Below are 12,032 nucleotides of genomic sequence, written 5' to 3'. Positions count from 1 at the left end.
AAACGCCCCCGCAACTGGAAAAACCGACAATCCTGGTTTATGGTCAATACTAATGGCCGGATGCCAGTCCCCGTTTATGGATGAACTGACTTCCTTCCTGAAGTGACAATCAGTTGATGTGGCGTACCACCGGCATGCTCGCGTAAACAGGGTAGGGCGGTAGCGTCTCCGATCAATTGTAACATCAAGACCGGTCCAGCGGGCTGGCCACGCCACGGGCATGCGCCCCGACAACATGGGTGTAAATCATTGTCGTATTCACATCGGTATGCCCCATCAGCTCTTGAATGCTGCGAATATCAGTGCCGGCCTTGAGCAAATTGGTGGCGAAGCTGTGGCGAAAGGTATGGCAACTGGCTTTTTTACGAATATCCAATCTGGACATGGCAGCAGCCATCGCGCGACGAACCTGTTGTTCACCGACGTGGTGCCGGCGCATAACCTGGCTGCGAGGATCCATCGCCCGATTAGGGGCAGGGAATATATATTGCCACTGCGAACTGGTCGCAGCCTTTGGGTATTTCTTGTCGAGAGCGCCTGGTAGATAAACGGCGCCATAGCCATCCAGAAGATCACGTTTATGGAGCGCCAGAGCCATATCGATCTGTGCCCTTAAGGGTGCCAGCAAAGCATGCGGCAGCAGTGTACGGCGCCACTTTTCGCCCTTGGCCTCACGAATAAAAAGGCATTGCTCGGAGAAGTCGACATCCTGCACTCGCAAACGCACGGCTTCCATGACCCGAAGACCAGAACCGTACATCAGACTGGCCACCAATTGATGGACACCGTTCATGGCGTCAATCACCTGCATGGCCTCTTCATGGGAAAACACCACAGGCAAGCGCCTGCCCTTGTTGGTTTTGTTGAACTGCAGCTCACCCAAGTCACGTTCAAGGAACTGCCGATATAGATAAACTACTGCATTGAGGGCCGTTTTCTGGGTATTAATTGCCACGTGGCGTTGGTTAGCCAGGTAGCTCAACCAGGCATCAACTTCTGCCGCTCCCATCGTTTCAGGATGACGACGCTTGTGAAAACGAATGAAATCAAGCACCCAGAGGCAATAAGTTTTTTCAGTGCGGTAAGCCAGACGCTTGGCCCGCATATGCGCCCTGAATCGATCCATAAAGCGCGCAGGTTGCGCCGGTAGGGGAATCGGAATGTCATCCATTGACTGCTCCTTATGCTGTATGCATAAACAGTATTAATAAAAATATTGCATTGGGCAAGCCAGGAAAACGGCCCTTGTGACCGATATCTTGGAGCAACAGCGCGACACTCCATTTTCTTGTCTAAACTCAATGGGTTGGGACATTGGCGAAAAACTGAGATATGAGGCTCGATGATCATTTTGTCGGCTAGTGAAATAAGCGCTAAAAGCCCAAAAGCAAGGTTAAATGCAGGATTGAAGGGGCGCCGGGATGAATATCGGAAGGACAAAACGTTCATCGACATATTGGTCGGTGAGACCACTATATAAATGTTAGGCCTACAAAAAAAGATGGATCGTAGATTCAAAAAACGTATCACACGTTATCTAGCAGAGCGAGAAGCCTCATGTAACTCGCATATTGACAGACTAGATATGTCTAGCTGGTTTTCATATTGGCATACACATCCTGATATGAAGTGCCGTGCAAATAAAGCAAGGGGCTTGGTTGCTTCGCTTACATACAAATTACTTCTTCGGGTTGAGGCGCGTTGTGTACAGCGCGAAGAGCCAATTCAGGTATGGGCTACTTTGTGTGAAAACACCGGAAATAATGGAATATTTCTTCATTCACCAAATCCAAATGGTACGCCCTATCCATATGAATATGAGGGTGTTGTATGGGGTTCGGAGGTTCCAGAAGAAGCACAGGGTGTTGTAGATTCCATACATGAAATAGGCAAGGTTAAGTATGGTGATGAAGCCGTTTATATTATTCGCAAAAGGGCCTAACAATTCGCTTTTGTCGGACAATTTCTCCACCGCTTCGCGGCTACAAAATTGCCGCAAAGCTCCACGTTAGGTTCCCATGAAACTAATCATCAATTTAATTCCAGTATGCTTACTATGGATTGTTTTCTGGCTAACAATTGGAGCTGATCACTTAGCTTTGATACCACCTTTAGCACTCTTTTATCTTCTTTCTTCCATTGAATTCCTCTGGATTCCCCTGTTTATTTCGGGTTTTTCATCTATTGCACTTATATTGCTAATTCGACATATAAAACTGCATTTGGCAATTAAGTACTTTATAGCTAGCAGTACTTTCATAGTGTTATTTTTATTTAGTGGGGAAGCATTATTGGAAAGCAGAATCTCCCATCTTTTACCCGAACCAAAACCTGAATGTATTATTCGTGAGTCTTTTATAGATGCACTTATCAATCTAGAAGGGTTTTACGGCCATACGGCTTTTGCTCATGATGGTCATATTTTTAGGTGGAGTTATACGCAAAACGACTTTTATAAATCTCCAACACTTTTACGTAATTTTCCGTGCACACCAGAACACGAAGAATATTGGGCAAACATAAAGAAATCATGGTAAAAGAACCTAACAATCGCCAGCAGCCAGCCCGTTCCGGGCTTTGGACTAAAAACTCACTGACGTTCATTTTTAGCCGCTGTGGCAGGCGTTGAGGCTGTAGAAAAACCCCTGATTTGCTAGGATTTGGGCAGACCAACAAGGAGTGTTGCATGCCACGCTTCAAGCCCTACGACTACAGCCAGCACAGCATGGTGGTGATCAACTACCAAGAGCAGCTCCAGCCAGGTACGTTCGAGTACGCGGTTCACTACCTGATTGAACACAAGCTGGATCTGTCGGTATTTCACCCGCGTTATCGCAATGAGGACACCGGCCGCCTGGCCTACGATCCAGCCATCCTGTTGAAGATCATCCTGTTTGCCTACTCCAAAGGCATTACCTCCAGCCGCCAGATTCAGTGGTGCTGTGAAACCAACATTCTGTTCAAGGCCCTGTCCTGCGATACGGTCCCGCACTTCACCACGCTGGCGAGCTTTGTCAGCGAGAATGCAGAAGCCATCGAAGCTGTGTTTGAGCAAGTGCTGTTGGTCTGTCACCAGCAGGGTTTGCTGGGAAACGAGCTGTTTGCTATCGACGGTTGTAAGACCTCATCCAATGCTGCCAAGGAGTGGTCAGGCACCTTCAAGGAACTGAAGGCCAAGCGCGATAAGCTACGCAAACTGATACGCCACCACTTGGCTGAGCACCGTCAGCACGACTCCGCCGAGACTGAAGCTGAGATGGAACGCGCCATCCGTCATGGCAAGATGATCCTCTCGCTGGATCAGGCCATGGAAAAGGTCGATCGCTTTTTAAAGACCCAGAGTCCAAGGATGGGCCAGGGTAAACGCCGCAAGGAAGTGAAGAGCAACATCACCGATAATGAAAGCGCCAAGATGACCACCAGCAAGGGCACGATCCAGGGTTATAACGGCGTGGCCACAGTGGACAGGAAATACCAGGTCATCATCGATGCTCAGGCCTTTGGCGAAGGGCAGGAGCACCATACCCTACAACCGGTGCTGGAAACGGTCGAAGCCCGCTATAAGAAGCTGGGCATCGCCGACAGCATCTACCAGCAAGGCACGGTTGTCACTGCCGACACGGGCTTCGCCAACGAAGCGAATATGCACTACCTGCATGACCGGAAAATCAACGGCTACATCCCGGACAATCGGTTCCGGAGCCGCGACCCGCGCTTTGCCGAGCAGAAAGACAAATACGGCAAGCGTCACCAGAAGCCTGCAGGCCAGACCCGCAAAACCACGTTTCCAGCCGGTGCTTTTAAGTTTGACCCAATCAAGATGACCTGCATCTGCCCCGCCGGACAACAGCTGAGCCACCGGGGCGTACGTGCAAATGACAACGGCATCCCAGTCGCTTACTTCGAAGGCCGACTGCTGCAATGCCGACACTGCCCCAAGCGCGAAGCGTGCATGCATAACCCGCAATCGGCAGAACACCGCAAGGGGGCAGGAAGACAAGTATCATTCCAGCTCGAAGCTAACCGGCCTCCCAGTTACACCGACTGGATGAAGCACCGGGTGGATAGTCCTGAAGGCAGGGCGATCTACAGCCACAGGATGTCAGTGGTGGAACCTGTGTTTGGCAATATCGGCACCAACAAGCGGCTGAGTCGCTTCAGCTTGCGGGGCCGTAGAAAGGTCCAGGGCCAATGGCAGCTGTATTGCCTGATACACAACATTGAGAAACTGGCGAATTACGGACAATATGGCTGATAGCACTGGGTTGCCAAGCCTCAGAACACCAGTACAGCGATAAAGTCAGCTTTTGGTCGGCAACTGAGAAAACACAACCCTGATGATTCGGGGTCACACATGAACAGGAAGACGGCGGCTGGATGAGTCCGAAATGGGTTTTTCTACAGCCTCGTTAGTCGCTCAGGGAGTCTCATGAAAATTCCTAAATCGAAGAAGGCCAGGGTTCGCGAGCTAATCTCTACATGTAAAAAATATCAAGGCGAATATCTGCCAAACACCCACGGCCCTGGAAGCTGGGCAACGACGTATTCGCGAGAGTTCATCCGTGCAGCCGCTGAGCTTTATTTGATACTCGAAAAATCAAATTCACCATGGCCGATAGACGATCTATCGCAGCTATTTATGGAAAGCAAGATTCCATCATGCCGTGGCGCACAAATGACGCCGGTCAACGTCGAGTATCTCTACGAGCACCACTTAAAGCATGAGTAGAAAAGCTACTAACAATCGGCTGTTGTCGCCCCTGCGGGGCTGGGACGGCCCCTCCGCCGCTTCGCGGCTACAAGACCGCCCCAAAGCCGGGCGTTAGATTGCTATGAGATACCGATGAGATACCTATTACTCAGCATTTTCAGAGGTATACCCATTGCGATGTTCGCGGTCACCGCGCTGTTTTTGAGTGGCGCTGCGCTCCTGGGTAGCAGTGGTTTTTCTCTGATGTCTGCGATTGGGATGTATGGAATAGTCGCGACTATAATTGGCTGGGTGGTTGCAGTCGTATTGGGCGTACCATTGTTCTTGTTGGCTCGAAGATTGGGTGCAATTGGCTGGCAGTATTTTATTTTCGGCGGCTTTTTGTGCGGTGCTGCATTTTGGGCGGTATGGTTCTATCCATACACGGGGGGACATTTCGAAGCGTACTGGCATACCAACGGGTTGTATTTTTGTGCCAGTGGTGTTTTCTCAGGGCTCAGCATCTGGCACTGCTATGCAAAAGCAATCTAACCAGTCGCTTTTGCCGGACAATTTCTCCACCGCTTCGCGGCTACAAAATTGCCGCAAAGCTCTACGTTATGAATCAGCACGGAGACATGGATGCTTGAGCTAAGGCCGAACTGTGAGTGCTGTGATAGAGACCTACTGCCGGAATCGACCGAGGCAGTAATCTGTACCTTCGAATGCACCTTTTGCGTTTCTTGCGCAGCCCAGGTCCTGAACCACCAGTGCCCAAACTGTGGCGGGAATCTTGTGACTCGCCCAATCCGTCCTGTGCAGCTCCTGGCCAAATATCCGGCTTCAACAAAGCGTGTCCATAAGATTGGAGGCTGTGTTGCCAATTCATAACCAATCACTGCATGGGACCGGCTCTCCGCCGCTTCGCGGCTATAAGCCGGCCCATGAGTTCACACGTTATGCATGACGTCCGTCTTGACGTACGTGATTGGAGGCGTACACTTGGTGAAAAGTTGAACACGCAATAGGTGCGTCATGACCGGAATCACAGCAACTGAGGCGCGCAGCAACCTTTATCGGTTGATTGACGAGACTGCCGAATCCCATCAACCAATCGTCATTCTGGGCAAGCGAAACAAAGCTGTCCTGATCTCGGAGGATGACTGGTCTGCCATCCAGGAAACGCTTTACCTGCTTTCCGTACCGGGTATGCGTGAGTCTATTCGTGAGGGAATGGATACCTCCGTGGATGAATGCGATGAGGAGCTGAACTGGTGACATGGAAGTTGGTTTACACCAAACAAGCCCAGAAAGATGCAAAGAAGCTGGCCTCCAGCGGCCTCAAACCAAAAGCCCAAGAGTTGTTGGCACTAATTGCAGAAGATCCGTACCGCAAGCCGCCTCCGCTTGAGAAGCTTATTGGTGATCTTGCGGGTGCCTATTCACGCCGCATCAATATCCAGCACCGCCTGGTATACCAAGTGCTCGAAGACGAGAAAGTGGTAAAAGTCCTCCGCCTCTGGAGCCACTACGAATAATGGATAACCAGTCACTGTTGCCGGACAATTTTTCCACCGCTTTGCGGCTACAAAATTGCCGCAAAGCTCTGCGTTATGCTCATAAGGATTTCGAGTGCCTTACAAAATGAATCCCCAACAATTCGATGCTGTGTTAGCACTTAGCAGTGCTGACCGAAGCTCTCATTTTGTTGGAAAGGTTGCTGATTGGGGGCAGTTGTGGGGTGTCAAAAACGATCTTGGCTGGCTGGTTCCGATCACTCCCGAAGATTTAGAGTATTTCCCCGTTTGGCCGCACCCCGAGTATGCTCAAAAAATTGTTGATGAGCATTTCCCTGGCCATCATGCGGTAGAGATAGCACTTGAAGAATTTCTATCCCATTGGCTGCCAACCTTTGAGGCTGACAATGTTAAGGTCGCGGTATTTCCGAACAAAGAGTGGGTGTTCTGGGTTATGGAACCGGCTGACTTGGCGCAATGCCTAAGAGATGAGGCCGCTCAGTATGAGTAAAAAGCATAACCATCGCAGGCACGGCGACGTCTTTTCCATTGCGGCTTCGCCTCCATTCCAAAGCCGCGCATGCTGCGGGCGTTAGGACATGAGCCGAGGGTATGTAAGTCGGTGATTTCAATTACAGTTCTTGGTGGCTCCAAATCGGGAGCTGTCGTGAAGGCAGTCCGATCGCTGACCAAGGCAAGCATTGCTGAAGTCACTTGGGCCCTCGAAACCGAGGCGCCTGTTTTCGAGCGTGAGATCTTTGACAACGAGATTGAAGAAACTTTTGCGCTAGTACGGGGCTTGCTGGATCAGTCAAAGGAGCTGAACCTTTCACTGGCTATCGAAGAGGACGGCGTGGCAATTTCACCGCAGATCCTTCGCAATATAATGTCGTCTTCCGATGAGATCGGGCTTGAGGTGCGACGACTTGATGAATTCGGGCATAGTTGATTGTCCTAACAATCGCAGGCAAGGCGACGGCTTTTCCATTGCGGCTTCGCCTCCATTCCAAAGCCGCGCATGCTGCGGGCGTTATAAGGCAGAACCATGAATGGAGCTATCTTCAGGCAGTTGAATATCCCGGTCGAACTGGCGACAGAGTTTCTAGCAGTGTTTTCTCGCATGGAATACGCTCTTAAATCAACTGAGTTTGCCGATGGTGGCCCCGCCAGAGTCGATCCTGCTTGGGACCGTTTCGCGAACCACATACATGAGCGCTTTACTCAATTGGAAGACGAGCATCTTGCTGAGGCCGCAAAGTTCTTACTAGAACAGCGGCCGAGGAAACAAGTGCTCAGAGATGGTCGCCTTCAGTTTGTTGAGCAAGAGCTTGAGCAAGGTCAGCGATCTACTCAGCAGTTATTAAAAATGGTTCGAACGGTCAGGAATAATCTCTTCCACGGCGGTAAGTACTCACCAGATGGTGAAGTTGAGCTGGGAAGAAATGAACATCTAATAGCAGCTTCGCTGGAGATTCTGAAGCAATGTCGCCGTCTCCACGAAGGAGTCTTGAATAGCTATGAAAGATAGACCTTATAACAAGCAGCTGCAGCGGAGCAATCTACGCTTCGCTTCAATTGCCCGCTGAGCTGGGCGTTAAATGTAATCATGAATCGACACAAAGTTATTGCTAAGCTCATCCAATTGAGTGTTCCGGTCTTGAATTTATTTAGAACGCCGGACGCGTGGCCGTATCCGTTTGAGAATCTAGCTCAATTTGAAGATGAAACGCTTGGTCGGGAGCTCTATAATTTCTTAAGTAGTAGAAATCTAGGGTATCTATCAAAATACGAAGAGCACGATTCCTACCACGTGTTGCTGGGGTACGGAACGACAGTCACAGAAGAGTTGAAGCTTCAGGCGTTTATGTGGGGCAACAAAAATTCCACTTTCGCTGGTAAAGTCCTATTTATACTTGGATGGATAGTTTTCCCGTCAAAGCACTCCTTGTTTCGGAAAGAAATAATTCGAGGAAAGAGCGCTACGCCTTTGTCTAACATTCCTGTTGCATCCATGATCCCAAAGAACCTTTCAGAATTAAGGCGTGATTTTTGTATAAGCTAATCGTAACCATAGCTGTTGTTTTTTTCGCATTTATTTTGTGGGTAATCTACTTGGCGAATACAGGGGGGAGCAGTGTTTTTTTCGATTTTATTAGATCGATCCCTTACGGCGACAAGCTAGGGCATATGTGCCTTTTTGGTTTTTTGACTTTGGTCACTATTGTTGGATCAAAGTTTCGGGCTTTTTCTTGTGGCGGGTTTAAACTATATTATGGTGCTGTGTTGGTTGGACTATTTGTAGTTGTGGAGGAGCTTAGTCAGGCATTTATACCATCCAGAACTTTTGACTTTGTGGATTTAGCCGCAGACGCGGTGGGTATAGTAATCGCGGTCGGCATTGCCTACGTAGCAAACAAACATTTAACAAGTGTAGCCACCTGACACAAATTGCAACGCGCCTTTTGGTGTTCGCGTTGCTCACAATACACCAAAAGGCACGTCACAATTTGTGCAGGTGCTACAAGCGTTAGGCGTGAGGTATGCCATGGATCGGTATTACGTCTGGGAAATCATTTCTTATGCCTGGACTGAAATTGGCATAGAAGCAAGCGAGTGCAAATCATTGGTCGAGAAAGGCGGCATTCGTCTTGAAGATCTTAGTGAGGTCGACCGAATCATCTTTAAGGATGGGCGGTCTCGAGGTCCAAGTGCAACACATGAGATAAAGTGTTGCCATGAAAACCTACACGCATTTAACTACTGATGAACGGGTCGCCTTGATGCTGATGCGAAACAAAGGGTTGAGCCTGCGTTCTATCAGTCTCCACCTGGGCCGAAACGCCAGCAGCCTCAGTCGGGAACTCAAACGTAATAGCACCGGAAAGCATTACGATGTCATTCATGCTTGCGCCTTGGCGCGTGAGCGGCGAAGCATACCCCGGCGCCAAAGTCGCTTGCTACCAGACAGCGAGTTTTTCCTGGTTGTACGCAAAATGCTCAAACGGGGCTGGTCTCCCCAACAAATCGCGTCCAGACTGAAACATCAATGGCCGGACAGCCCCGAGTTTCATGTGAGTCACGAAAGTATCTACCTTGCCATCTACGCGCATCCCCGCGGCGAACTCAAGCGGCAACTGATCAGTTACTTGCGCCAAGGTCACGGCAAGCGTCGCCGCCGCACAGTCAACGCAGAACGGCGTGAGCGCTATCCCTCTGAACTGAGCATCCATTTGCGACCTCCAGAGGTTGAGGATCGCCTGATTCCGGGGCACTGGGAAAGCGATCTGATTATGGGAGCCGGTAACCGCTCGGCCGTAGCAACGATGGTTGAGCGTACCAGCCGCTTTGTTGTTTTGGCCAAGCTGGACGCCCCAACGGCTGAATGTGCGTCACAGGCGATAACGCGCGAAATGACTCGACTCGCACCTTCACTGCTCAAAACCATGACGCACGACCAGGGCAGTGAGATGGCTGTCAATGGCCATTAATTTTGACCCACTTTTGGCCAATAAAATTGACCCACTTGCGTACCGCTAACCGCCGGTTTTCTGCTTCAGTCGATAGCTCTCACCTCCCAGCATAAAAATGTGTGAATGGTGGATAACGCGGTCGATGATGGGCACGGCCACGTTATCGTCATGGAAGAACTCGCCCCAACTGGTGAAGTCCTTGTTGGTGGTCAGGATGACCGAGCGGTACTCGTACAGGTTGTTGATCAACTGGAACAGGTTGTACCGGGCCTGCCGTGTCATCGGCAGATAGCCCAGCTCGTCGATGATCAGCACGTCGTACTTGCTCAGCTGATTCAAACGCTTCTTCAGCTCGCCCTTCATCTCTGCCAGTTCTAGATCCTCGACCAGTGCCAGAGCGGTGCGGAACAGCACCTTGTAGCCAGCCTGGACCGCCTTGTGGCCAATCCCAATGGCCAAGTGGGTCTTGCCCACGCCCGGTGGTCCGATGAACACCAGGTTGTCCCGGTTGTCGATAAAGCTGAAGTCCAGCAAGGCACTGACCTGGCGCTTGGTGATGGTGGTCTGGTGCCGGTAGTCGAAGGCCTCCAGATGCTTCTCCGAGGGGAACTGGGCCTGCTTGAGGTTGCGGCTCACGCGGCTGCTGGAGCGGGCGTTCAGCTCATGCTCGACCAGTGACTGGGCGAAGTTCAGGTAGGACAGTTCATTGGCTTCGGCCTTGGTCAGCAGGGTGGCCAGCTCACCAGCGGTCGCGCTGAGGCGAAGGCTGCGGTACTGCGCGATGGTGCTGTCGAGCAGGCTCATGGGGTCACCCCGTGGCCAGTCGACTGGCCAACCCGGGCGTAAGCGTTCAGGTCGGCGTGACTGACCTGGCTGCCAGTTACGGGAGCATAGTCCTGATCGCTGATGACCCGCCCCCGCGCCTTGGCTTGCTGCCAGGCTTCGAGATAGCGCTTGAGTCCAGTGGCAGTCAGCTCGCCGCGCCCGCACAGCTCACCAAGCAGCGTCGTATCAACCGGCGCATGGGCCATGAGTAGGTCGCGTGCGGCGACCAACTGGTCCTTGTAGATGCGCGGGGAAGTACGCTTGAGCAACTGGCACAGGGTTGCCCCCAGGTCATCGGGCAAGATCGAGTCGATGCTGTGCTCCAAGTCGGTGATGCGCTGGGCATGGTCGCGGTAATGGTTGTTGTTCTTGATCATCCGGCCCTTGGCCTTGCACAGGTCATGGGTGGCGATGAGTTCACCGCTCTCCAGGTCATGGATCAGTAACTGGTCGTCCTGTGCGCTGACACCGACACGGGCTTGCTGCCAGGCCATGGGTACCGAGTACTTGTTGGCCTGCCAGGAGATCAAGCCGGTCTTGTCGACCTTGCGTGTCTCCCTTGTCGGCGCCAAGTGCAGCAGGCTCTGCGGGACCAGATAGGGCTTGAGTTGGCTACGCTCCAGCGCCTCGAAATGGACCCGTGGATGCTGGCCCGTCGTGCCATGCAGGCGGGCGTTGGCCACCGTCTCAAGCCAGTCATGCAGGTGCTGGCGAACGGCGTTCTCGTCCTGGAACTGCTCACCGTAGAAGCAGTCGCGCTTGACGTACTTGACCCCGGACTCCACCTTGCCCTTGCTCTCCGGGTCATAGCCCTCGCACGCGTGGATGCGGTACCCGACGGTAGTCGCATACTGGTGGAAGCGCTGGTTCAGCGTCAGCTCACGGTACTGCTCGTTAATCACCACCATCTTGGTCTGATCGTAGATGCACTCCTCGGTGACGCCGCCGAAGTAACGGAAGGCCTCGTCGTGCATCTGAATAAATCGCTCGGTGTGCAAGGGACGGAAGTCGAGGCCGACATACATCAAGCGGGAACAGGACAGCACAAACACCACAAAGTGAACGACACGCTCCAGGCCGCCGATCATGACGCCTCGCAGCTCACCAGGATCGACCTGACACTGGACGCCCGGTACCGACTCAACGACCGGTTCGTAATAGCGCAACTGACCGCTGGCAACCTGCTGCTTGAGCTCTTGCACATACCGGCGGATGCTCCGGTCTGACACCGCTAGGTCAACGGTGCGCTGCCTCAGACGACGGGCCAGCTTGACCGCGCTGAGGGCTGGAAACTGACCCAACTGATTGATCAGATAATCACGGTGCTGGTCGAGCAACTTGGTGCGTGAAGGGTCAGCAATGGCAGTGCTGATTTGCACCTCATCCAGGTGCAGATACTTGCGTACGGTGTTCCGGGATATCCCCAGCTCGCGACTGATGGCACGGACCGACAGGCCACGGCCCTGGTCATACAACCCCTTGATCTTGTGAATCACAACCCACTCCTTCAATGATCTGTCCCCGGCCTGT

At 51.9% G+C, this 12,032-nt stretch carries 16 protein-coding genes and 1 pseudogene; 14 read left to right on the top strand and 3 right to left on the bottom strand.

Features of this window, described 5'->3' with window-relative positions:
- Window positions 1–184: 184 nt before the first annotated feature.
- On the bottom strand, window positions 185–1,171 hold the full coding sequence (locus BLU07_RS10625; protein WP_092386746.1) for an integron integrase: 987 nt from the start codon (window positions 1,169–1,171) through the stop codon (window positions 185–187).
- Window positions 1,172–1,585: 414 nt separating this feature from the next.
- Between BLU07_RS10625 and BLU07_RS17600 the strand changes: the two genes are divergently transcribed.
- From BLU07_RS17600 to BLU07_RS10560, 14 genes and pseudogenes are all read left to right on the top strand, one after another.
- The gene (locus BLU07_RS17600; RefSeq protein ID WP_157719183.1) at window positions 1,586–1,942 is read left to right on the top strand and encodes a hypothetical protein; all 357 of its coding nucleotides are present in this window, start codon (window positions 1,586–1,588) and stop codon (window positions 1,940–1,942) included.
- A gap of 76 nt (window positions 1,943–2,018) precedes the next feature.
- Entirely contained in the window at window positions 2,019–2,537 is a 519-nt protein-coding gene (locus BLU07_RS17595) for a hypothetical protein (RefSeq protein WP_157719182.1), read from the top strand.
- 149 nt (window positions 2,538–2,686) lie between these two features.
- Window positions 2,687–4,255, top strand: a complete 1,569-nt coding sequence (locus BLU07_RS10615) for a transposase (RefSeq protein WP_092386742.1) — start codon at window positions 2,687–2,689, stop codon at window positions 4,253–4,255.
- A gap of 174 nt (window positions 4,256–4,429) precedes the next feature.
- Complete coding sequence (locus BLU07_RS10610) at window positions 4,430–4,729, top strand: hypothetical protein (RefSeq protein WP_092386740.1); 300 nt, start codon at window positions 4,430–4,432, stop codon at window positions 4,727–4,729.
- A gap of 114 nt (window positions 4,730–4,843) precedes the next feature.
- A complete protein-coding gene (locus BLU07_RS10605) occupies window positions 4,844–5,242 on the top strand; it encodes a hypothetical protein (protein ID WP_092386734.1) in 399 nt (132 codons plus the stop codon).
- A 90-nt stretch (window positions 5,243–5,332) separates the two neighbouring features.
- Window positions 5,333–5,581 carry a DUF1272 domain-containing protein gene (locus BLU07_RS10600; RefSeq protein ID WP_092386733.1) on the top strand — a complete coding sequence of 83 codons (249 nt, stop codon included), beginning with the start codon at window positions 5,333–5,335 and terminating at the stop codon, window positions 5,579–5,581.
- A gap of 144 nt (window positions 5,582–5,725) precedes the next feature.
- Window positions 5,726–5,968 carry a type II toxin-antitoxin system Phd/YefM family antitoxin gene (locus tag BLU07_RS10595; RefSeq protein WP_092386732.1) on the top strand — a complete coding sequence of 81 codons (243 nt, stop codon included), beginning with the start codon at window positions 5,726–5,728 and terminating at the stop codon, window positions 5,966–5,968.
- Window positions 5,965–6,228 (top strand): Txe/YoeB family addiction module toxin, encoded by a 264-nt coding sequence (locus BLU07_RS10590; RefSeq protein WP_092386731.1) that lies wholly within the window; start codon window positions 5,965–5,967, stop codon window positions 6,226–6,228. The genes BLU07_RS10595 and BLU07_RS10590 overlap by 4 nt, the downstream gene beginning before the upstream one ends.
- Window positions 6,229–6,322: 94 nt before the next feature.
- Window positions 6,323–6,718, top strand: coding sequence for a DUF2750 domain-containing protein (locus tag BLU07_RS10585; RefSeq protein WP_157719181.1), 396 nt, complete (start codon window positions 6,323–6,325; stop codon window positions 6,716–6,718).
- A gap of 156 nt (window positions 6,719–6,874) precedes the next feature.
- Window positions 6,875–7,156, top strand: coding sequence for a hypothetical protein (locus BLU07_RS10580; RefSeq protein ID WP_092386729.1), 282 nt, complete (start codon window positions 6,875–6,877; stop codon window positions 7,154–7,156).
- 96 nt (window positions 7,157–7,252) lie between these two features.
- Entirely contained in the window at window positions 7,253–7,735 is a 483-nt protein-coding gene (locus BLU07_RS10575) for a hypothetical protein (protein ID WP_092386728.1), read from the top strand.
- 78 nt (window positions 7,736–7,813) lie between these two features.
- On the top strand, window positions 7,814–8,269 hold the full coding sequence (locus tag BLU07_RS18080; RefSeq protein WP_092386726.1) for a Coq4 family protein: 456 nt from the start codon (window positions 7,814–7,816) through the stop codon (window positions 8,267–8,269).
- Window positions 8,257–8,649, top strand: a complete 393-nt coding sequence (locus BLU07_RS10565; RefSeq protein WP_092386724.1) for a VanZ family protein — start codon at window positions 8,257–8,259, stop codon at window positions 8,647–8,649. Before BLU07_RS18080 ends, BLU07_RS10565 begins: the two co-directional genes overlap by 13 nt.
- 293 nt (window positions 8,650–8,942) lie before the next feature.
- Window positions 8,943–9,680, top strand: a pseudogene (locus BLU07_RS10560) (IS30 family transposase); the annotation flags it as partial.
- A gap of 60 nt (window positions 9,681–9,740) precedes the next feature.
- Here the strand turns inward: BLU07_RS10560 and istB are convergent.
- Window positions 9,741–10,481, bottom strand: coding sequence for an IS21-like element helper ATPase IstB (gene istB / locus BLU07_RS10555; RefSeq protein ID WP_092383322.1), 741 nt, complete (start codon window positions 10,479–10,481; stop codon window positions 9,741–9,743).
- Window positions 10,478–11,998 carry an IS21 family transposase gene (gene istA / locus BLU07_RS10550; protein WP_092383324.1) on the bottom strand — a complete coding sequence of 507 codons (1,521 nt, stop codon included), beginning with the start codon at window positions 11,996–11,998 and terminating at the stop codon, window positions 10,478–10,480. Before istA ends, istB begins: the two co-directional genes overlap by 4 nt.
- Between the last annotated feature and the right edge of the window lie 34 nt (window positions 11,999–12,032).

It is taken from the genome of Halopseudomonas salegens (genome assembly GCF_900105655.1).
Taxonomy (GTDB): Bacteria; Pseudomonadota; Gammaproteobacteria; order Pseudomonadales; family Pseudomonadaceae; genus Halopseudomonas; species Halopseudomonas salegens.
The sequence above is the reverse complement of the archived record's forward strand: the minus strand, read 5'-3'. Positions and strand labels throughout refer to the sequence as shown.

Coding starts and splice junctions, on each gene's coding strand:
- BLU07_RS10595 (WP_092386732.1), top strand. CDS start 5,726: ATGACCGGAATCACAGCAACTGAGGCGCGCAGCAACCTTTATCGGTTG.
- BLU07_RS10605 (WP_092386734.1), top strand. CDS start 4,844: ATGAGATACCTATTACTCAGCATTTTCAGAGGTATACCCATTGCGATG.
- BLU07_RS10575 (WP_092386728.1), top strand. CDS start 7,253: ATGAATGGAGCTATCTTCAGGCAGTTGAATATCCCGGTCGAACTGGCG.
- BLU07_RS10600 (WP_092386733.1), top strand. CDS start 5,333: ATGCTTGAGCTAAGGCCGAACTGTGAGTGCTGTGATAGAGACCTACTG.
- BLU07_RS10625 (WP_092386746.1), bottom strand. CDS start 1,171: ATGGATGACATTCCGATTCCCCTACCGGCGCAACCTGCGCGCTTTATG.
- istB (WP_092383322.1), bottom strand. CDS start 10,481: ATGAGCCTGCTCGACAGCACCATCGCGCAGTACCGCAGCCTTCGCCTC.
- BLU07_RS17595 (WP_157719182.1), top strand. CDS start 2,019: ATGAAACTAATCATCAATTTAATTCCAGTATGCTTACTATGGATTGTT.
- BLU07_RS10615 (WP_092386742.1), top strand. CDS start 2,687: ATGCCACGCTTCAAGCCCTACGACTACAGCCAGCACAGCATGGTGGTG.
- BLU07_RS10610 (WP_092386740.1), top strand. CDS start 4,430: ATGAAAATTCCTAAATCGAAGAAGGCCAGGGTTCGCGAGCTAATCTCT.
- BLU07_RS17600 (WP_157719183.1), top strand. CDS start 1,586: ATGTCTAGCTGGTTTTCATATTGGCATACACATCCTGATATGAAGTGC.
- BLU07_RS18080 (WP_092386726.1), top strand. CDS start 7,814: ATGAATCGACACAAAGTTATTGCTAAGCTCATCCAATTGAGTGTTCCG.